Raw genomic sequence first — 20,323 nt, 5'->3', positions numbered from 1 at the left:
GGGTAGGGGCCCGGGGAGCACGCCCCCCGTACTGCGGCGATCGGCGCGGCACCGGGTGGGTCCCGACCACGACCCCAGCCGAAGGAGACCCCGATGACCGGGTCCGCACGCCTCCTGCTCGACGCCCTCACCCCGCAGGTCGAGGACGCCGGGCACCCCCCGGCGCTCGTCGCCCCCGCCCTCCCCGCCCCGGCCGGGCCGCCCGACGACCGCCGGCCGGTCCGCGGGGGTCCCCCGTCCCAGCCGACCGCCGTCCCCCTGACCAGCGAACCCCCGCTCGCCGCCACCGCCCCGCTGACCAGCGAGTCCCCGTACACCGCGGGTCTGCCGCTGACCAGCGAACCCACCGCCCCGGCCGCCGGCCGGGACCCCTCGGTGGCCTGAATGCCGCTGGCCCGGCTGGCCGCCCTGCACGGGGTCGCCACCTCCTACTCCCCGGCGCCCGGCCGTACCGTCGAGGCGTCCCCGCGCGCCGTGCGCGCCGCCCTGGCCGCGCTCGGGGTGGACGCCGGCGACGCGGAGCGGACCGCCGCCGCCCTGGCCGCCCGCGAGGCGGAACTGCGCACCCGACTGCTGCCGCCCACCCTCGTGTGGTGGCCGAACCGGCCCCCGCGGGACCTGCTCGACCTGCCGACCGGCACCCGCGTCCGCATCGCGCCGGACCCGGACGGGCACCCGGTGCCGGTCGCGCCCGTCGGGGACGGCGGGTGGACGGCCGGTCCGGGGGTGGTCCCGGTGCTCCCCGAGGGCTTCCCGCACGGCGTGCACGCCCTGACCGCCGCCGCCCCGGACGGACGGGCCGTCCGCACCCACCTGGTGGTCGCCCCCGAACGCGCCCCCGCCCCGGCCGGCCGGTCCCACGGCCTCCTGGTGCAACTCCACTCGCTGCTGTCCCGCCGCTCCTGGGGCATGGGCGACCTCGGCGACCTGGCCGACCTCGCCGACTGGGCGGGCACCGAACTCGGCGCGGGCTTCGTCCAGCTGAACCCGCTGCACGCGGCCGTGCCCGGCGAACCCGGCGACCCGTCCCCGTACCGACCCTCCTCCCGCCGCTTCCCCGACCCCGTCCACCTGCGGATCGAGGACGTCCCCGAGCACGCCCGGCTCCCCGCCGCCGCCCGGGCCGAGTTCGACGCCCTCACCGCCCGGGCGGCCGAACTGCGGCAGGGCGTCCTGGACGGCACCGCCCTGATCGACCGGGACGCCGTCCGCGCGTTGAAGCGGCAGGCCCTCGACCTGCTGGCCGCGGTGCCGCCCGACCCCGGGCGGCGCGCCGCCTACCGGGAGTTCACCGCCCGGGAGGGCGCCGCCCTGGACGACTACGCCACCTGGTGCGCCCTGGCCGAACGCCACGGTCCCGACTGGCGCACCTGGCCCGGGGGCCTCACCGACCCCCGTTCGCCGGAGACCGACCGGGCACGGGCGGAACTCGCCGCACGGATCGACCACCACCGCTGGCTGGTCTGGCTCACCGCCGGTCAACTGGACGCCGCCGGGCGCGCCGCGCGCGCGGCGGGCATGCCGATCGGCCTGGTCCACGACCTCGCGGTCGGCGTCCATCCGCACGGCGCCGACACCTGGGCCGGGCAGGACCTCTACGCCGCGGACGCCTCGATCGGGGCGCCCCCGGACGACTTCGCCCCGCAGGGCCAGGACTGGGGGCTGCCGCCCTGGCGTCCCGACCGGCTCGCGGCCACCGGGTACGCGCCCTACCGGGCGCTGCTGCGCGCCCTGTTCCGGCACGCCGGTGCGCTGCGCATCGACCACGTCATGGGCCTGTTCCGGCTCTGGTGGGTGCCCGCCGGCGGGTCGGCCGCCGAGGGCGCCTACGTGCACTACGACGCGGAGGCGATGCTCGCGGTGCTGGTCCTGGAGGCCGACCGGGCGGGCGCCGCGGTCATCGGCGAGGACCTCGGCACGGTGGCGGACGGGGTGCGCGAGGCGCTGCGCGCCCGGGGCGTCCTCGGCACCTCGGTGCTGTGGTTCGAACGCGGCGGCACCGGTGAGCCGCTGCCCCCGGACGCCTGGCGCCCGGACTGCCTCGCCACCGCCACCACCCACGACCTGCCGCCCACCGCCGCCCGGCTGGCCGGCACCGACGTCGACCTGCGGGACTCGCTGGGCCTGTTGGGGGGACCGCCGGACGAGGCCCGGGCCGAGGCCGCCCGCGCCACCGGCGCCTGGCTGGACCTGTTCGCCCGGTGCGGGCTGCTCGCCCCGGGGTCGGCGGAGGACGAGGTGGAGCGGATCGGGGCGGTCCACCGCTTCCTGGTGCGCACCCCGGCCCGGCTGGTGGGGGTCTGGTTGCCGGACGCGGTCGGCGACCGGCGCCCGCAGAACGTGCCCGGCACCCGGGACGAGTACCCCAACTGGAGGCTCCCCGTGGCCGGTGCCGACGGCCGCCCGCTGGCCCTGGAGGACCTGGTGGCCGCGCCGCGGGTGCGGGCGCTGGTCGAGGCGCTGCGGTGGCCCGTCGCGCCGGACGGCTGACCTCCGGGGTCGGTGCCGCCCGCGGTTTCCGGGACCCCGGGCGCGCGGCCCGGGCGGGCGTTCGCTACGTTGGCACCGTGAAGAAGAACGCCCTGCGCGCCGGCGCCCTGGCCTCCGGCACGACGCTGATGATGCTGCTCATGTCGTCCCCTGCGCTCGCGCTGACCCGCGACGACGGTGACGACCCGGCTCCCAAGCTGAGCGTGGTCGAGACCGTCGGTCTCTTCGTGGTCGCTCCGGTGGTGCTGTTCCTGGTCATCGCCGGTCTGGTGATCGTGGCCGACCGCTCCGGCAAGCAGCCCAAGCAGGGCTGACCCCCGACGCTCCGCCACGAGGGCGGCGACCGCCGATGCGCGGTCGCCGCCCTCGTGCTGCTCGGGCGGGCGTCAGTCGGTGGCCGCCGGGCCCTCGACCCCCGTCAGCAGCACGCGCAGCAGCCCGGCCAACTCCGAGGCCCGCTCCTCGTCCAGCGCGGCCAGCGCCTCCTGCTGCACCTCCAGACCGGTCACGACGGCCCGGTCCACCAGCGCGAGCCCTTCCTCCGTCAGGGTGACGCGCAGCGCCCGCCGGTCGTGCGGGTCGGGCGCCCGGCGTAGGAACTCGGCGCGCTCCAGCTTGTCCAGCCGGCCGGTCATGCCCCCGCTGGTCAGCATCAGCGTCGCGGCGAGCTGCCGGGGCGAGAGGGTGTACGGCTCGCCCGATCTGCGCAGGGTGGCGAGCACGTCGAACTCGCCGCGCGAGATGCCGTGCCGGCCGTAGCTCCGCTCGGCCCGGTCGGCCATGGCGCGGGCCAGTCTGGTGATCCTGCCGAACACCTCCATCGCCCGGGTGTCCAGTTCGGGGCGCACCCGGGCCCACTGGTCGATGATCGCGTCCACGGCGTCGGGCACGGGGGCGGAGGGCGGTTCGACGACGGGACGGCCAGCGGGGCCGGGGGCCGGGGCATGTGTGGTCATGGGCCGCATTATCCGTATCTCTCAGTCGCTGGCGAACAAGCCACTGTCTCATCAGTCATCCGGAAGCAAGAAGGTTGGCAGGAATAAACTTACCGCTAAGCTGCTTCCTAGCGAGTGATCTCCGGTCGTGCCGCGTACGACGGCCGGAACCCGCCCAGACCTCCGGGGGACCGCAAGTGAACCGTGCCGCCACCATCGCCCTGACCGCCCTCGCGCCCGTCTCCTGGGGCTCCACCTACGCCGTGACCACGGAGTTCCTCCCACCCGACCGGCCCCTGTTCACCGGGGTGGTGCGGGCCCTGCCCGCCGGACTCGTCCTGCTGGCGGCGGTCCGGCTGCTGCCCACCGGGGCCTGGTGGTGGAAGTCCGTGGTGCTGGGCGCGCTGAACATCGGCGCCTTCTTCCCCCTGCTGTTCCTCTCCGCGTACCGGCTGCCCGGCGGGATGGCGGCGGTCGTCGGCTCGCTCGGCCCGCTCTTCGTCGCCGGACTCGCCGCCCCGCTGCTCTCCGAACGGCCCAGCGCGCGCACCCTGCTCACCGGCATCGCCGCCGCGCTCGGGGTGAGCCTGGTGGTGCTCAAGGCCACCGGCGCCTTCGACGCGCTCGGCGTCGCCGCGGCCGTGGGGTCCAGCCTCTCGATGGCGACGGGCACCGTGCTGACCAAGCGGTGGGGCCGCCCCGCCGGGGTCGGCCCGCTGACGCTCACCGCCTGGCAGTTGACCACCGGCGGTCTGCTGATGGTCCCGCTCGCCCTCGTCGTCGAGGGGGCGCCGCCCGCCCTGGACGCCCCCGCGGTCGGCGGCTTCCTGTACCTCGCCGTCGCCAACACGGCCCTCGCCTACTGGCTCTGGTTCCGCGGCATCGGCCTGCTCTCCGCCACCCAGGTGACCTTCCTCGGCCCGCTCTCCCCGCTCACCGCGGCGGTCATCGGCTGGGCCGCCCTGGGCGAGGCCCTCACCCCGCTCCAGGTGGCCGGCATGGCCCTGGCCCTCACCGCGACGCTCGCCGGCCAACTCCTGCCGGCACGGCGTCCCGGACCCGCAGTGGTTCTCCCGCCGGCCCCGGCCCGGTCCGCGCGGCGGGCCTCCCGCTGACACCCGGAAGGGGGCGCGCGGACCTCAGTCCGCACGCCCCCTCCTGGTCACCGGGGATCAGCCCGCCGCGGCGTCCGCGGCCCGGGCCCGCAGCGCCCGCTCCACCCCGGACCTGGCCTCCGAGACCAGCCGCGCCAGCGCCGGCCCGGGCGCGGCCGAGGCCACCCAGGCGTCCGTGGCCGCCACGGTCTCCGCCGACACCTGCAACGCCGGGTAGAGCCCCACCACGACCTGCTGGGCCATCTCGTGGGACCGCGACTCCCACACCCCGGCGATCGCGTCGAAGTACTTCGCCGTGTACGGCTCCAGCAGTTCCCGCTGGTCCGTCTGGACGAAGCCGCCGATCACGGCCTCCTGCACCGCGTTCGGCAGGGCGTCGGACTCCACCACGGACGCCCACGCCTCCGCCTTGGCCTCCGCGGTGGGCCGCGCGGCCCGGGCGGTCGCCGCGTGCCGCTCGCCCGCCGCGGTCCGGTCCCGCTCGTACTCGCCGGCGATCTCCGCCTCGTCGAAGCGCCCGACCGCGGCCAGCCGCTGCACCAGCGCCCAGCGCAGCTCGGTGTCGACGGCGAGGCCCTCGACGGTCTGGGTGCCGTCCAGCAGCCCCTCCAGCAGGTCGAGCTGCTCGGGGGTGCGCGCGGTCGCCGCGAACGCCCGGGCCCACGCCAACTGGTGGTCGCCGCCCGGCTCCGCCGCCCGCAGGTGCGCCAGCGTCGCCTCGGTCCACCGGGTCAGCCCGGACTCCTGCCACGCCGGTGCGGCGTACAGGTCCAGCGCCAGCTTGGCCTGCCGCTGGAGCGACTGGACGACCCCGATGTCGGACTCCTTGGCGATGCCGGACAGCACCAGCTCCAGGTAGTCCCGGGCCGGCAGTTCGGCGTCCCGGGTCATGTCCCAGGCGGAGGCCCAGCACAGCGCCCGCGGCAGCGACTCGGCGAAGTCGCCCAGGTGCCCGGTGACGTACCCGAGGGACTCCTCGTCCAGCCGGACCTTGGCGTACGACAGGTCGTCGTCGTTGAGCAGCACGACCGCCGGACGCCGGACGCCGACGAGCTGGTCCACGGCGGTCAGCTCGCCGTCCACGTCCAGTTCGACCCGCTCCACGCGCACCAGCTTGCCGTCCGCGTCGGGGGAGTAGAGGCCGACCGCGATGCGGTGCGGGCGCAGCGTCGGCTCGCCCTTGGCGCCGACGGGCAGCGCGGGCGCCTCCTGGCGCACCGCGAAGGAGGTGATCACCCCGTCCCCGTCGGTCTCGATCTCGGGCCGCAGCACGTTGATGCCGGCCGTCTCCAGCCACTGCCGGGACCAGTTCTTCAGATCCCGCCCGGAGGTCTCCTCCAAGGCGCCCAGCAGGTCGGACAGCCGGGTGTTGCCGTAGGCGTGCCGCTTGAAGTACTGCTGCACCCCGGCGAAGAAGGCGTCCTGGCCCACGTACGCGACCAGCTGCTTCAGGACGGAGGCGCCCTTGGCGTAGGTGATGCCGTCGAAGTTGACCAGGACGTCGTCCAGGTCACGGATCTCGGCCATGATCGGATGCGTCGACGGCAGCTGGTCCTGCCGGTACGCCCAGGTCTTCATGGAGTTCGCGAAGGTGGTCCAGGCGTGCGGCCAGCGCGAGCCGGGGGCGTACGCCTGGCAGGCGATGGAGGTGTACGTGGCGAACGACTCGTTCAGCCACAGGTCGTTCCACCACTCCATGGTGACCAGGTCGCCGAACCACATGTGGGCCAGCTCGTGGAGGATCGTCTCCGCGCGGACCTCGTACGCCGCGTCCGTCACCTTGGAGCGGAACACGTACTGGTCGCGGATGGTCACCGCGCCCGCGTTCTCCATCGCGCCCGCGTTGAACTCCGGCACGAAGAGCTGGTCGTACTTGGCGAACGGGTAGGCGTAGTCGAACTTCTCCTGGAACCAGTCGAAGCCCTGCCGGGTGACCTCGAAGATCGCGTCCGCGTCGAGGAACTCGGCGAGCGAGGGACGGCAGTAGATGCCCAGCGGCACGGACTGCCCGTCCTTCTCGTACGTGCTGTGCACCGCGTGGTACGGACCCACGATCAGGGCCGTGATGTACGTGGAGATCCGCGGCGTCGGCTCGAAGGTCCAGAGGTCGTCCTTCGGCTCCGGGGTCGGCGAGTTGGAGACCACCGTCCACCCGGCCGGCGCCTTCACGGTGAACTGGAACGTCGCCTTCAGGTCCGGCTGCTCGAACGCGGCGAACACCCGGCGCGCGTCCGGCACCTCGAACTGCGTGTACAGGTACGCCTGCTGGTCCACCGGGTCGACGAAGCGGTGCAGGCCCTCGCCCGAATTGGTGTACGCGCAGTCGGCGACGACCCGCAGTTCGTTCCGCCCGGCCAGCAGCCCCGGCAGGGCGATCCGGGAGTCGGCGAACACCTCCGCCGGGTCGAGCACGGTGCCGTTGAGGACCACCTCGTGGACCGCGGGGGCGACCAGGTCGATGAAGGACTCGGCACCCGCCTCGGCGCTGTCGAAGCGGACCGTGGTCACCGAGCGGTAGGTGCCGCCCTCCTGCGCGCCGCTGAGATCGAGGTCGATCCCGTACGAGTCCACGGTGAGCAGCGAGGCGCGGCGCTGCGCCTCCTCGCGGGTCAGGTTCGTGCCAGGCACGCGTTCATCTCCTAGGTCGCACGACGATTCATGACGTTTCTCGCCATCTTTCCACGGGCCCCGACCGGGTCGCCCCGGGATATCCGGCCGTCCGTCCCCACCGTCGCTGACCACCCGGTTCCCCGGACCGTGCCCGGGCCGGCGGCGCGGGGACACCGCGGCCGGGTCCCGTCCGGGGGCCGTCCCGCGCCGTTGTTCGAAGGGGTGGCCGCGCGGAGCCTCGGGGCATGACCACTGACCTCGGCGGGCCGCCGTCCGCCGCGCATCCGTCGTCCCCGGCGCGGGGCCGCGCCGCCGTGGCCGCCACCGCCGCCGCCACCTTCACCGTCGTCACCACGGAGATGCTGCCGGTCGGCCTGCTCAGCCCGCTCGGTGCGGGACTCGGCGTCTCGGAGGGCGCCGCCGGGCTCGCCGTCACCCTGCCGGGCCTCGTCGCCGCGCTGGTCGCGCCGGCGTTCCCCGCCCTCGCGGGCCGCCACGACCGCCGGGTCCTGCTCTGCGGACTGATGGCACTGCTGGCGCTGGCCAACGCCGCGAGCGCGCTCGCCCCCTCCTACGGGGTGCTGCTGACGGCCCGGGTCGCGGTGGGCGTCTGCATCGCCGGGGTGTGGACCATCGCCGCCGCCCTCGCCCACCGCCTGGTGCCCGCGGACGCGGCCGGCCGGGCCACCGCCGTCGTCTTCAGCGGGATCGCGCTCGCCTCGGTGCTGGGGGTCCCGGCCGGCGCGCTGGTCGGCGAGGTCGCCCACTGGCGCTGGGCGTTCGCGGCGGTCGGGGTGCTCGCCGCACTGGTCGCCGTGGTGCACGCGGTGCTGCTGCCGCCGCTGCCCACCGAGGCCGCGGTCCGCCCCCGGGAGATGGCGGCGCTGCTGCGGCTGCCCGCGCTGCGGACCGGGATGGCCCTCGTCGCCCTGCTGGTGACCGGGCACTTCGCGGCCTACACCTACGTGAGACCCCTGCTGGAACGGGTGGACGGGATCACGCCCGGGGCGGTCGGCGCCCTGCTGTTCTGCTACGGGGCGGCCGGAGTGGCGGGCAACTTCGCCGGCGGCGCGGTCGCCGGGCGCTCGGCGCGCCGGGCGCTGCTCGGGGTGGCGGCGGTGCTCCTGGTCACGGTGCCGCCGCTGGCCGTGGCCTCCGGCGGGGCGGCGCTGCCGGTGGCGCTGCTGGTGGTGTGGGGGTTCGGCTACGGGGGCCTGTCGGTCTCGGCGCAGGGCTGGGTCGCGGACTCGGTGACCGGCGCGCGGGCCAGGGAGGCGGCGTCCGGGCTCTGCGCGGGCGTGTTCAACGCGGCGATCGCACTGGGCGCGGCGGCGGGCGGCGTCTGCGCGGACCTCGCCGGGGTGTCCGTCGTGCCGCTGCTCACCGGGGCGACGGCGGGGGCGGCGCTGGCCGTGCTCCTCCTCGCCGCCGCGGGCCGGCACCCCGCGGAACCGGGATGAACCACGGGGGCGATCTGGGTACGGGTACTCAGGACCGGGGCGCTCGGGCGTTCGATGCTGGAGGCAGCAGCCGCTTCCAAGGAGTGCCCGTGAACGCACGCACCTTCGTCCGCCTGGCCGTCACCAACCCCGTCTCGGCCGCGTACCTCGCGGTCTTCGGCGGCAGCGTCCTGTTCGCCACCGGTGTGACCCTGTTCGCCTCCGACCCGGGGTTCGTCTGGGTGTGGCCGGCCTTCGTCACCGCCCCCGCCTCCCTGGTCGCGGCCGGGATCGGCATGACGGTGTGGCACGAGGCACCGTTCTGGGCGCTGCTCCTCGGGCTGGGGGTCTGCGCCCTGGTCCAGTCGTTCGCGCTCGGCCTCCTCGGGCGCGCGGTGGGGCGCCCGTACCGCAGGAACACCGCCCGGCCGCAGCACGGCTGACGCGCGCCGCGCCCGCCGGGACCCGGAACGGTCCCGGCGGGCGCGGACGGCGCGGGGTCAGCCGCGGGCGGCGCGCAGCTCGGCGGCGACGAGCTCCGCGATCTGCACCGCGTTCAGCGCGGCGCCCTTGCGGAGGTTGTCCCCGGAGAGGAAGAGCGACAGCCCGTGCTCGACGGTCTCGTCGGCGCGGATGCGGCCCACGTACGAGACGTCGCCGCCGGCGGCCTGGAGGGGCGTCGGGATCTCCGAGAGAGCCACCCCGGGCGCCCCGCCCAGCACCTCGCGGGCCCGCTCGACGCCCAGCGGCCGGGCGAAGCGCGCGTTGACCTGGAGCGAGTGGCCCGTGAACACGGGCACCCGCACGCAGGTGCCGGCGACCTTCAGCTCGGGGAGCTCGAGGATCTTCCGCGACTCGTGGCGCAGCTTCTGCTCCTCGTCGGTCTCCTGGGAGCCGTCGTCCACGATGCTGCCGGCGAGCGGGACCACGTTGAACGCGATGGGCCGCTGGTACACCCCGGGCTCGGGGAAGTCGACGGCCTCGCCGTCGTGGGTGAGCCGGTCCGCCTCGGCGACGACCTTCTGCACCTGTCCGTGCAGTTCGGCGACGCCGGCCAGCCCGGACCCGGACACCGCCTGGTAGGTGGAGACGACGAGGGCCTCCAGCCCGGCCTCCTCGTGCAGCGGACGCAGCACGGGCATGGCGGCCATGGTGGTGCAGTTGGGGTTGGCGATGATCCCCTTGGGGCGGTCGGCGATGGCGTGCGGGTTGACCTCGGAGACCACCAGCGGCACCTCCGGGTCGCGCCGCCACGCGGAGGAGTTGTCGATCACCACGGCGCCCTGGCCGGCGACCTTCTCGGCGAGCGCGCGGGAGGTGGCGCCGCCGGCGGAGAACAGCACGATGTCCAGACCGCTGTAGTCGGCGGTGGACGCGTCCTCGACGGTGATCGGGGCGCCCTTCCAGTCGACCGTGGAGCCGGCGGAGCGCGCCGAGGCGAACAGCCGCAGCTCGCTGACCGGGAAGTCCCGCTCGGCGAGCACCTTGCGCATGACCGTGCCCACCTGACCGGTGGCTCCGACGATTCCGATCCTCACGGTGACTCCTTCTGGTGCTCTGTCCGGGCGGGAGTGCTGCCCGGACGTACTTCGACGTCCGTACTGCGCTGTACGGGTGATATGGGGTGTTTCAACCCTGTACGTACACGTCTGGCGACGTACGAGGACGGTTCACGGTTCCATGATGCGTCCCTTCCCGTCCCGCGTGTCCAATCCACGGGCCGACGTTCCGAGGGCCGGGACGCCGGGCGCGCACCGGGGACCGTTCCCGGGCCCGGGGAATCCACACCGAACGTTTCGGGCCGCTCCGGCGTCGTAGGGGGGACACGGGCCGCCCCCGCCGGGGGCGGCCCGGTGCCTGGGGAGGGAGCGGTGTCCTTGCTGCGGCGACGGGACCGGAAGGAGAACGGGGGCCCGGGGGGAACGGTCCGTGCCGCGGCCCCCGAGGACCCGTCGACGGGGGAGCGGAGGCGGTCCGCGGCGGCCGGTGCGCGCGGGGACGCGGTCGCGCTCCGCGGGGGAGGCGGCGCGGCCGGTCCTGCCCGGCCCCGGGCGGTGACCGCCCGGTCCGCCGCGGACCCGCTCGATGCGCCCCTGGAGCGTCGGGTGCGCGCGATCCTGGCGCTCGGCGGAGTGCCGCAGTCCGACCTGCCGGACGGGGTGCAGCAGGTCAGGCTGCGGCTGCTCGAACGCACGGCGAAGGGCCAGGAGGCCCCTCGGGACCCGGCGGCCTGGGCGGCCGTCGTCGCCTCCAACCTCGCGGTGGACTGGCACCGCTCCCGCCGTCGCCAGGAGCGCGTCGGCGAGCGCCTGGCCGCCCTGCGGACCGAGGAAGAGGGGACCGGCGGCGAGGAGGTCCGGGTGCTCTCGGTGGCCCTGGCCACGGGACTGGACGCGCTGCCCGCCCCGCAGCGCCAGGTGGTGGTGCTGCGGTTCTACGCCGACCTGCCGGTGCGGGAGATCGCCGACCGGCTCGGCATCGCGGAGGGCACCGTGAAGAGCCGGCTGTACACGGCGGTACGGGCGCTGCGGGCGCTCCTGCACGAGGACGGGGTGGTCTGAATGGTGGCCGGGGCACAACTGCCTCCCGAGGACGCCGAGGACCCGGGCGGCGAGGCGTGGGACGAGGCGCTGATGGCCGCGCTGCTGGACGAACCGCTCCCCCCCGGGGCCGCGGCCGACCCGGAGCGGGTCGCCGCGCACCGTGCCGCCCTCGCCGACCTCTCGGCGCTCCGCACCCGGATGCACCTGCTGGGCGACGCCCTCGGCGAGGCACCGGACCGCCCGGCCGACCGCCCGGCGCGGGCCGCCGGGGGCGCCCCCGGCGGCCGGCCCCGCACCCGCGGCGGCAGCCGCCGCCCGCCCGGTCGCCGGGCGGTCCGGGTCGGTCGCGGCCCGGCCCTCGCGGTCACCGCCTGCGTGGCGGCCCTGGTGCTGGGCGCCGGCTGGCTGACGGGCGGCGGGCTCACCGGCGGCTCGGTGCACGACAAGAGCGCCGTGCCGGAGGCGGTGGAGGCACCGGCCGCCCGCGAACAGCGCTCGGCGGGCGACCTCCTGGCCTGCGCCCGACGGGTCGCCGAGGGCACGGTCACCCGCTCGGTCCCCCGCCCGGACGGCACCGGGGCGCGGGTCACCCTGGAGGTGTCGCACAGCTACAAGCCCCGGCGCGGCCCGGCGCGGCTGGCCTTCGAGGCGGAGCGCGAGCGGGGCGCCGTGCCTCAGGTGGGCCAGCGGGTGCTGGTCTTCCTCCCCGAGGACGGGGCGGGGGACCCCGCCCACTGGGTCACCGGCGTCGAACTGGTCCGGGCGCGCGCCGCCCTGACCGGGGCGGCGGACGGCGGGTGCGGGTGACCCTCCGCACGACGACGGGGCCGGTACGCGCGTGCGTACCGGCCCCGCGGGCACCTGCCGTCGAGCGTTACGGGGTGACCTTGCCCACCTGCACGCTGCCGATGCCGGTGACGGTGCCGCGCTCGTTCAGCAGCCGGACGTCACCGCGGAGCTCACGGCCTTCGGCCGTGGGCGCGTTGGCCACGAACTCGGCCGCCACCGGGGCGCTGTCGCCCGGGCCGAGCGGGATCGTCCGGGTCTCGTCGACCGTGACCGAGCCCAGCGCGGGCGCCACGAACAGGTCGAGGTAGTCGTACGCGGTGGTGCCGTCGCCGCCCGGGACGGAGTAGCCCTCCACCTCGACGCGGTAGGTGCCGGCGGCCGGGTTGCGCAGCGAGACGGCCTCCTCCGAGTCGCCGTCCGCCTTCTGCGCGACGGGGGTGGTGCCCTCACCGCGGTAGACGAACAGGTCCAGGTCGGCACGGGGGTTGGAGGGGTTGCCGATGGAGGCGTCCAGTCGGCTCGCGCCCTCCGGCACGGTGACGTAGAAGGTGCTGACCCCGTGGTGCCCGATCGTCGGCCGGTCGGACGCGACGGAGCTCAGCGGACCGCCCGCCAGCTTGCCGCGGAGGGCGGCGAACCCGTTGGTGACCGTCCAGTCCACCGGGGTCTTCACGCCGGCCTTGGCCTCCGGCAGCGTCTTCACGGCCGGGTCGAAGGAGGCGCCGAGCACCGTCACGTCCAGCCGGTACGGGTTGTCCAGCAGCGGCGAGGTGCGCCGCGACTCGACCTCGATCTCCCACACGCCCGGCGTCGGGTTGGCGTAGGAGCGCAGGTCCGAACGGCACTGGTTGAGCGGGTGCTCGTAGTTGGCGTAGCAGAAGATCGTGCTGGAGTCCTCCATCTGCACGCCGTACGGGTGCAGCGAGATGAACCGGGTCTGGCTCTTGTCGGCCAGCCCGCTCAGCTTGACCTCCAGGCTCTTGGCGCCCTCGGGCACCGTCAGGAAGTACGACCGGTGGCCGTTGCGGGTCGAGACGCCGGAGGCCGAGAAGGTCGAGGAGGGCTCGGCGATCGGGGTGGAGACCACCACCGTCGACATCACCTGGTGGTCGGTGCCCTCGGTGCGCGGGTCGTCGACCTCCAGGATCGCGCTGTGCACGCCGTCCGAGGTGGGGCGGGCCTGCACCTGCACCGTGACGGGCTGGTTCAGGGGCAGTCGCACCTCGTCGTCGCCGACGATGCGGAAGGTGCCCCGGTGGTTGTTCTCCAGCTCCAGCTCGTGCCGGACCGGACGGTCGGGGCCGGTGGTGCGGGTGACGACCACGTCGTAGGTCTTGCGCTGGCCCTTCTTCAGGCCGCCCTCGCGGTCGTAGAGCCCGGTGCCGAAGCCCGGGGTCTTGAGCCCCTGGTCCAGGGCGGTGTCGACCGGGGCCTGCACCGCGTACTGGTGCGCGGTGGCGCCGCGCCGGATGGACTTCCAGGCGTCGACCACGTCGATCAGACCGGTGCCCTGGGCGTGCGCCTGCTCGCCGCGGATCTGCTGGGCGGTGGAGGTCAGCGCGGTGCGCAGGGTGGCCGGGGGCAGCGCGATGCCCCGCTGCTTGGCCGCGGAGAGCAGCAGCGCCGAGGCGCCGGCGGCCTGCGGGGAGGCCATCGAGGTGCCCTGGAGCATCGAGTAGCCGGGCGGCAGCTGGTAGCCGGCCTCGGCGACCGGGCCGCCGGGGGTCCAGGTCTGGGTGGTGTTGATGGCCGCGCCGGGCGCCGAGATGATCGGCGCGAAGCCGCCGTCCTCGCGCGGGCCGCGGGAGGAGAACGGGATCATCCCGTACGCCTTGCGGACCCCGGAGCCGTAGTTGGCGGCCCAGGTCTCCTTGGAGATCGTCGCGCCGACCGAGATGACCTTGTCGACCAGGCCGGGGTCGCCGATGGTGTTGACGCCGGGACCGTCGTTGCCCGCTGCGATGACGAGCTGCACGCCGTAGGTGTCGATCAGCCGGGCGTAGAGCTCGGCGCGCGCGTTGTTGCCGTCGTTCATCGGGGGCAGTCCGCCGATGGACATGTTGACGATGTCCACCCCGCGGTTGACGACGAGGTCGATCATGCCCTCGGTCAGCGCGATGTTGGTGCAGCCGCCGCCCCAGGAACAGGCGCGCGAGGAGACCAGCTTGGCGCCGGGCGCCGCCCCGTTCATCCGGCCGCCGAACAGGCTGTTGGCGGCGGCGATGCCGGCCACGTGGGTCCCGTGGTCGCCCTCGATGATGCCGATGTTGACGAAGTCGGCCTTCTTGCCGATCCAGTCGCCGCCGTAGGGGTCGGTCGGCACGTCCTTGCGGATCTCGACGACGAACGGCACCCGCTCGGCGATCTCGGTCGCCGGGTCGTCGGTGCCGAAGTACCCGATCTGGAAGCCGTCCTTGTACGGCTTCAGCGCCTCGTCGTCGGTGAAGTCCCGGTTGCCGTTGAGGTCGATGCGGACGGTGCCGGCGGCCGGGTCGTAGAGCACGCCCCAGGCGTCGGTGGTGTCGCCGTCGCGGTTCAGGTCCCCCTTGGCGTCGCCGGTGAGGGTGACGTCCTCCCGGAACAGGCTGACCTTGTGGTCGCCCGCGGGCGCGGTCCAGGTGGTGTTCAGGTAGGAGAACGACGGCCCGGTGGCGGTCGTGTTCATCCGCCGCCAGGTGCCGTCGCCGTCCAGGATCGGGTCGGTCCCGGTGACCCAGTCGACGATCTTGCGCTCGCCGGTGGTGGTCTTCTGGAGCGCCGGGTGGCCCAGGTCGACCCCGGAGTCGATGACGCCGATGGTGATGCCGCGCCCGTCCGCCTTCGGGTTCTGGCGCACGAAGTCCACGGCGCCGGTCTCGAAGGACGGGTTGTACGGGTTCTTGGCGGGGGTGGTGGCGTCCGGCGCGGGGTGGCTGCCCGGGGCCCGACCACCCGTCGTCCCCTTGGCGCCGCCGTTGGGGGAGGGGTCGTCCAGCTGGATCTCGTGACGCAGGTCGATGCCCTGCACCGAGGGCAGCTTCGCCGCCGCCGCGATCGCGGACTCGGCCCGGGCGGTCGGCACGGTGGCCCGGACGTAGCCGAGCTTGTCGTGCGCACGGGCCACCGAGCCGCCCTTGACGGCGTCGAGCTGGTCCCTGACCTGCTCCGTCGCCCCGGGCTTGGTCGCGATCATCATGGTGACGTTCTTCTCGCCCTCGGCCTTGGCCTCGGCGAGCAGCTCCACGTCGGCGGAACCGAGCTTGGCGTCCGCCGGCTTGACGGGCGCGTCCACCGGAGCGGGGTCGCCGCCGGGGGCCGCGAAGCTCGACGGCAGGGGACCGGCCGCGGACAGCGCTGCCACGAGGCCCGCGGCCACGGCTATGCGCGCGGCGCGTCTGGCACCGGAGCCGGGCGCCGCGTTGGGGGTGGGGGTCATCTCATCCCTGTGGGTGTCGGAGTGGATGGGGGTGCCCGTTCCGGGCGTCGTACGGTCCCGTGCCCGCGGGGCCCTGGGGGCGCGCGGACGGGACGGTGCACCCGGAACGATCGTCTTGGTGACCGACCGGTTCCGGAGGTGTTCCGGATGTCGAAGTCGGATGACCGCTCAGCTTTACGTACCGGGCCGTCGTTTGGGGAGGGGCGCCCGAACTGTGTCGTGCCCATGGCGTACTTCCGCCATACGCCATGGCGTGCATAGCAGGTGATAGCCGCATTTGTTGGGGCTGTTCGTGCTGGTCGGAGCGTGCGGACCGGTCGGGCCCGGGGGTCTGGTCCGTACCGTGGGACGGATGCAGAACATCCTGAGAGTCGCCGCCTATGCCGTCTGCGTCCACGACGACCGCCTCCTGCTGGCCCGTTGGGTGGCCCGGGACGGCACCCGCAGCTGGATGCTCCCCGGCGGCGGCATGGAGCACGGCGAGGACCCCTACGACACGGTGGTCCGCGAGGTGACCGAGGAGACGGGCTACACGGTCGCGCCGCGCGCCCTGCTGGGCGTCGACTCGTACCGCAACCCCCGTGACCCCAGGCCGCTCGGGCGGCACGCCGACTTCCACGCCCTGCGCGTCCTCTACACCGCCGAGGTGACCGGGGGCGAACTCCGCGACGAGGTGGGCGGTTCGACCGACCGCGCCGCCTGGTACCCGTTGGCGGAGGTGCCCGAACTGACCCGGGCGCCCCTGGTGGACCACGCGCTCCGACTGTGGCGCGAACGGCCCCCGGTCGGTCGCTGACCGCGCGGCCGCCCTTGCCCGGGGCGTCAGCGGGGCAGCACGACCACCCGGGCGGCCGGCTCCCGCCCGGCCGCGTTCAACAGCGCGCTCCGCACCACCGTGGCCTGCTGCTCCGCGCCGTCCCGCAACTTGCGCGGGGTGATGTGGACGACGGTGATCCCGCACTCCTCCAACCGCTCCCGCTTGCGGGCGCAGCGGGCCCACTCCGCGCGCTCGGCCGGGTCCTGGGGGCGCGCCCCGGGGCGCGGCGGACGGGTGTCCAACTCCACCGCCACGGCGTGTTCCGGCCAGTACGCGTCGACCCCGCCCAACGGGGGCCCGTCCGACAGCCGGAGGTCGACGTTCCAGATCGGCGCGGGCAGCCCGTGCGCGCTCACCATCCGGTAGAGCCGGTCCTCCGCGATCGCCCGCCCCTCGGCGAGCAGCGAGTCCACCGCGTCCACCACGTGCGGTCGGCTCAACAGCCGGGCGTGGTTCAACTCGCTGACCACCGCGCCCGGTTCGCAGTGCCGGGTGCGCACCGCCTCGGTGAGCAGCAGCCGGACCGAGGGCGAATCGCCGAGCGCGGCCACCGCATCGGTCAGGGCCCGGGGCACCGGCGCCACCGGCACCCCGGTGATCTGCTGGGCCCGGGGCAGCGCCGCGCTGCGCACCAGCCGCACCCCGGGGACGGAGCGCAGTCGGCGGGTGCGGGGCACCAGGACGTCGAGCCGGTCGAGGGCGAGCAGGGAGGGGGCCGCGGCGAAGCCGTGCAGGGCGAGCGCGGCCAAGCCGGTGATCATCGCGTCGCGGTAGGGGGAGGGCGCCTCGCCCGTCCCCTCTCCGGAGCCGCCCCCGGGGTCCGTCGGGCCGAGCCGACCGGAGGGGGCGCCGTACCCCCGGGCCGCCGGCTGGGCGGGCAGGACGGTGCCGGAGGCGGTGGGGCGCCCGGCGTACAGCAGTGCCCCGTGCAGGCGTTCCTCGCCGGTGGGCGGCCCCTGGTGCAGGAGGTACACGCCGGGCAGGTGCTGCTGCCAGGCGCCCCCCGGGCGGCAGCGCGCGCTGGTCTCGGCGGCGGAGACGCCGTGCGCCCGGAGTTGGGGCAGGCTCATGACGCGCAGCCGCACGTCACGGAGGTCCCGGAGGTCGGGAGGGAGCGAGGGGCGCGGGATGCTGCGGGGGCGGCCGGGGCGACCGAAGAGCGGGGCATTGTGGTTCATGTCCCGCAATCTGCCCACCTCGGACGGGGTCACTCGTCCGCCGTGCCGCTTCATCGACATTCCAGGACAACTTCGCCCGAAAGAGTGGGCGTTCACCTGCTGAAACCTTCACCCCCCGTCCAGCCGGCGCGAGTTCGCAGCGGCGAGGGCACTGCGCCGGGGCGCGGGAGACGGCGCACTCGGCACCGGACGCACCGAGCCCCGCGCCCCCGGCGCGTACGGCCGGGGGCGCGGGGCTCGGCGGCGGGGCGGCCCCCGCCGGTCGTCAGCCGGCGGCGATCCGGTCGCACTCCTGCCCGCGCAGGGCGCGCGCGAGGTCGTCGCGGGACTCGGAGACCAGGCGCCGCAGCGCCGGCGGCGCCCCCTCGTGGGCGGTCAGCCAGGCGTCCGCCGCGTCCAGGGTCGCCCGGTCGCCCTGGAGGGCCGGGAACAGCCCGCGCACCAGGTCCATCCCGATCTGGATGGAACGCTCGGCCCACAGCCCCTCGATCGCGGCGAAGTACCGCTCGGCGTACGGGGCGAGCAGCTCCCGCTGCGAGGGCTGGTTGAAGCCGGCGACGGTCGCCTCCACCAGCGCGTTCGACAACCGGTCCGACTCCACCAGGTCCGCCCACGCCCGGGCCTTGACCTCGGTCAGCGGTCGGGCCGCCAGACAGCGCACCTGGTGCCGCTTGCCCGAGGCCGTGTCGTCCCGGGCCAGTTCGGCGGCGATCACGCCCTCGCCGGCCACCCCGTGCGCGGCCAGCGGCTCCAGGAACGTCCACCGCAGCTCCTGGTCGACCTCCAGCCCGTCGATCCGCGCGGTGCCGTCCAACAACCCGGTCAGCAGGCCCAGGTCGTTCTCGCTCCCGGCCGTCGCGGCCAGGAAGCGCGCCCAGGACAGCTGGTGTTCGCTGCCCGGCTCGGCGATCCGCAGCTCCCGCAGGGCGCCTTCGGCGAGCAGCCGCGCGCCCTCCTCGCGCCACTCGGGCGCCGCGTAGTGCGTGACCGCCGACAGCGCCCAGGCGTGCAGCATCTGGAGGACGCCGATGTCGGTCTCCCGCCCGGCGAACCGCAGCACCAGGTCCACGAAGTCCCGTGCCGGTGCCACCGCGTCCCGGGTGAGGTTCCACATCGCCGACCAGCACAACGCCCGCGCCAGCGGATCGGTCAGCGAACCGAGCCGTTCCCGCAGCGTCACCAGCGAGTTCTCGTCGAACCGGATCTTGCAGTACGTCAGGTCGTCGTCGTTGACCAGTACCAGTTCCGGCGCGCGCTCGCCCACCAGCGAGCCCACCAGGGTGCGCGGCCCGTCCACGTCGACCTCCGCGCGGGCGTAGCGCACCAGGTCCCCGCTGGCGTCCTCGCGCGCGTACAGCCCGAGCGCGACCCGGTGCGGTCTGAGCGTCGGGTACGCCTCCGGGGCCTCCTGGAGGACCGCCAGCTCGGTGATCCGCCCGTGCGCGTCCAACAGCACCTGCGGGGTGAGCGTGTTGACGCCGGCGGTCTGGAGCCAGGCCCGCGACCAGGCGGTCATGTCCCGGCCCGAGGTCTCCTCCAGCACGGCCAGCAGGTCGCCGAGCCCGGTGTTGCCGTACGCGTGCCGCTTGAAGTAGCGCCGGGCGCCCTCCAGGAACGCGTTCTGCCCCGCGTAGGCCACCAACTGCTTGAGCACGGCGGCGCCCTTGGCGTAGGTGATGCCGTCGAAGTTGAGCTTGGCGTCCTCCAGGTCCCGGATGTCCGCCGTGACCGGGTGGGTGGAGGGGAGCTGGTCGGCGCGGTACGCCCACGCCTTGCGGTTGTTGGCGAAGGTCACCCAGCCGTTGGTGAAGCGGGTGGCCCCGACCATCGAGAAGGTGCCCATGAAGTCGGCGAACGACTCCTTCAGCCACAGGTCGTCCCACCAGCGCATGGTGACCAGGTCGCCGAACCACATGTGCGCCATCTCGTGCAGGATGACGTTGGCCCGCCGCTCGTAGGCGGCCCGGGTGACCCTCCCGCGGAAGATGTACTCCTCGCGGAACGTCACCAGGCCCGGGTTCTCCATCGCCCCCAGGTTGTACTCGGGGACGAACGCCTGGTCGTACTTCCCGAACGGGTACGGGTAGTCGAAGTGGTCGTGGAAGAAGTCCAGGCCCTGCTTGGTCACCAGGAACACGTCGTCGGCGTCGAAGTGCTTGGCGAGGCCCTTGCGGCACATCGCGCCGAGCGGGATCTCCAGCGTGCTGCCGTCCGGGAGGGCGCGCGTGTAGTGGTCGGTGACGTGGTGGTACGGGCCGGCGACGACCGCCGTGATGTAGGTGGAGATCGCCTTGGTCTCCGCGAAGCGCCAGACGCCGTCCGCCTTCTCCCCGACCCCGTTGCCCCACACCGTCCAGTCGTCGGGGGCGACCACCTCGAAGCGGTACGGGGCCTTCAGGTCCGGCTGCTCGAAGTTGGCGAACACCCGGCGCGCGTCCGCCGGCTCGTACTGGGTGTAGAGGTAGACCTCGCCGTCCTCCGGGTCGACGAAGCGGTGCATGCCCTCGCCGGTGCGGCTGTAGGCGCACCGGGCGTCGACGACCAGTTCGTTCTCCGCGGCCAGGTCCTCCAGGACGATCCGGGCGCCGTCGAAGACCGCACCCGGATCGAGGTCCCGGCCGTTCAGCGAGACCGCGCTGACTCGCGGGGCGACCAGGTCGGCGAAGCTGGTGGCGCCCGGCTCCGCGCAGCGGAACCGGATCGTGGTGACCGAGCGGAAGGTCCGCGGACCGTCCCCGTCGTCGGCGCTGCCGGCTCCGATCGCGGAGCGCAGGTCGAGCGCGACCTCGTAGCCGTCGACGGACAACAGCGCGGCCCGCTCGCGGGCCTCGTCGCGGGACAGGTTCTCACCGGGCACTGCGGCACTCCCTTGTGACTCGCGGAACCCGGCGTCCGTCGGCGCTCGCTGTCCTCGGTGCGCCGCCCTGCGGTGTAGACGGGCGGGTGTTCCAGCAGCAGGCAGGTGTCCGGGACCTCGTCGGCGAAGCGGGCG

15 protein-coding genes and 1 pseudogene are annotated in these 20,323 nt (G+C 74.8%); 9 read left to right on the top strand and 7 right to left on the bottom strand.

Going from position 1 to position 20,323, the window contains the following annotated elements; translation table 11 throughout:
• Positions 1-93: 93 nt before the first annotated feature.
• The 3 genes from ABT092_RS13370 to ABT092_RS13360 all read left to right on the top strand — a co-directional run bounded on the left by ABT092_RS13370 (position 94) and on the right by ABT092_RS13360 (position 2,804).
• Complete coding sequence (locus ABT092_RS13370) at positions 94-384, top strand: hypothetical protein (RefSeq protein ID WP_351243137.1); 291 nt, start codon at positions 94-96, stop codon at positions 382-384.
• Entirely contained in the window at positions 385-2,490 is a 2,106-nt protein-coding gene (gene malQ / locus ABT092_RS13365) for a 4-alpha-glucanotransferase (RefSeq protein ID WP_351243135.1), read from the top strand.
• Between the two features lie 128 nt (positions 2,491-2,618).
• Positions 2,619-2,804, top strand: a complete 186-nt coding sequence (locus ABT092_RS13360; protein ID WP_351243296.1) for a hypothetical protein — start codon at positions 2,619-2,621, stop codon at positions 2,802-2,804.
• Between the two features lie 72 nt (positions 2,805-2,876).
• Here the strand turns inward: ABT092_RS13360 and ABT092_RS13355 are convergent, their stop codons facing one another.
• The gene (locus ABT092_RS13355; RefSeq protein WP_351243133.1) at positions 2,877-3,446 is read right to left on the bottom strand and encodes a MarR family winged helix-turn-helix transcriptional regulator; all 570 of its coding nucleotides are present in this window, start codon (positions 3,444-3,446) and stop codon (positions 2,877-2,879) included.
• A 176-nt stretch (positions 3,447-3,622) separates the two neighbouring features.
• Here ABT092_RS13355 and ABT092_RS13350 point away from each other — a divergent pair, with 176 nt between their 5' ends.
• A complete protein-coding gene (locus ABT092_RS13350) occupies positions 3,623-4,540 on the top strand; it encodes an EamA family transporter (RefSeq protein ID WP_351243131.1) in 918 nt (305 codons plus the stop codon).
• Positions 4,541-4,597: 57 nt separating this feature from the next.
• Here the strand turns inward: ABT092_RS13350 and pepN (ABT092_RS13345) are convergent, their stop codons facing one another.
• A complete protein-coding gene (gene pepN, locus ABT092_RS13345) occupies positions 4,598-7,168 on the bottom strand; it encodes an aminopeptidase N (RefSeq protein ID WP_351243129.1) in 2,571 nt (856 codons plus the stop codon).
• 227 nt (positions 7,169-7,395) lie between these two features.
• Here pepN (ABT092_RS13345) and ABT092_RS13340 point away from each other — a divergent pair, with 227 nt between their 5' ends.
• Both ABT092_RS13340 and ABT092_RS13335 read left to right on the top strand, forming a co-directional pair.
• The gene (locus ABT092_RS13340; protein ID WP_351243127.1) at positions 7,396-8,610 is read left to right on the top strand and encodes an MFS transporter; all 1,215 of its coding nucleotides are present in this window, start codon (positions 7,396-7,398) and stop codon (positions 8,608-8,610) included.
• An 89-nt stretch (positions 8,611-8,699) separates the two neighbouring features.
• Positions 8,700-9,032: an SCO4225 family membrane protein gene (locus tag ABT092_RS13335; RefSeq protein ID WP_351243125.1), complete on the top strand. Its 333-nt coding sequence runs from the start codon at positions 8,700-8,702 to the stop codon at positions 9,030-9,032.
• Positions 9,033-9,089: 57 nt separating this feature from the next.
• Here the strand turns inward: ABT092_RS13335 and ABT092_RS13330 are convergent, their stop codons facing one another.
• Positions 9,090-10,127 carry an aspartate-semialdehyde dehydrogenase gene (locus ABT092_RS13330; RefSeq protein WP_351243122.1) on the bottom strand — a complete coding sequence of 346 codons (1,038 nt, stop codon included), beginning with the start codon at positions 10,125-10,127 and terminating at the stop codon, positions 9,090-9,092.
• Positions 10,128-10,643: 516 nt separating this feature from the next.
• Between ABT092_RS13330 and ABT092_RS13325 the strand changes: the two genes are divergently transcribed.
• Together ABT092_RS13325 and ABT092_RS13320 are read left to right on the top strand one after the other, a co-directional pair.
• Complete coding sequence (locus tag ABT092_RS13325) at positions 10,644-11,150, top strand: RNA polymerase sigma factor (protein ID WP_351243120.1); 507 nt, start codon at positions 10,644-10,646, stop codon at positions 11,148-11,150.
• Positions 11,151-11,939: a hypothetical protein gene (locus ABT092_RS13320; RefSeq protein ID WP_351243118.1), complete on the top strand. Its 789-nt coding sequence runs from the start codon at positions 11,151-11,153 to the stop codon at positions 11,937-11,939.
• A 67-nt stretch (positions 11,940-12,006) separates the two neighbouring features.
• On the opposite strand, the gene ABT092_RS13315 is transcribed toward ABT092_RS13320, so the two are convergent.
• Positions 12,007-15,336 carry a S8 family serine peptidase gene (locus tag ABT092_RS13315; protein ID WP_351243116.1) on the bottom strand — a complete coding sequence of 1,110 codons (3,330 nt, stop codon included), beginning with the start codon at positions 15,334-15,336 and terminating at the stop codon, positions 12,007-12,009.
• A gap of 352 nt (positions 15,337-15,688) precedes the next feature.
• Between ABT092_RS13315 and ABT092_RS13310 the strand changes: the two genes are divergently transcribed.
• Positions 15,689-16,132 carry an NUDIX hydrolase gene (locus tag ABT092_RS13310; RefSeq protein WP_351243114.1) on the top strand — a complete coding sequence of 148 codons (444 nt, stop codon included), beginning with the start codon at positions 15,689-15,691 and terminating at the stop codon, positions 16,130-16,132.
• Positions 16,133-16,158: 26 nt separating this feature from the next.
• Here ABT092_RS13310 and ABT092_RS13305 read toward each other — a convergent pair whose 3' ends face one another.
• The 3 genes and pseudogenes from ABT092_RS13305 to ABT092_RS13295 all read right to left on the bottom strand — a co-directional run.
• Positions 16,159-17,331 (bottom strand): hypothetical protein, encoded by a 1,173-nt coding sequence (locus tag ABT092_RS13305; protein ID WP_351243112.1) that lies wholly within the window; start codon positions 17,329-17,331, stop codon positions 16,159-16,161.
• A gap of 265 nt (positions 17,332-17,596) precedes the next feature.
• Positions 17,597-20,188, bottom strand: coding sequence for an aminopeptidase N (gene pepN, locus ABT092_RS13300; RefSeq protein WP_351243110.1), 2,592 nt, complete (start codon positions 20,186-20,188; stop codon positions 17,597-17,599).
• A 41-nt stretch (positions 20,189-20,229) separates the two neighbouring features.
• Positions 20,230-20,323 (bottom strand): annotated as a pseudogene (locus tag ABT092_RS13295) (lipoyl(octanoyl) transferase LipB); the annotation flags it as partial.

Origin of the sequence: Streptomyces sp. NPDC002490, assembly GCF_040296045.1 — a bacterium.
Taxonomy (GTDB): Bacteria; Actinomycetota; Actinomycetes; order Streptomycetales; family Streptomycetaceae; genus Streptomyces.
Note: the sequence above shows the minus strand (reverse complement) of the source record. Positions and strands in the feature narration are given on the sequence as shown.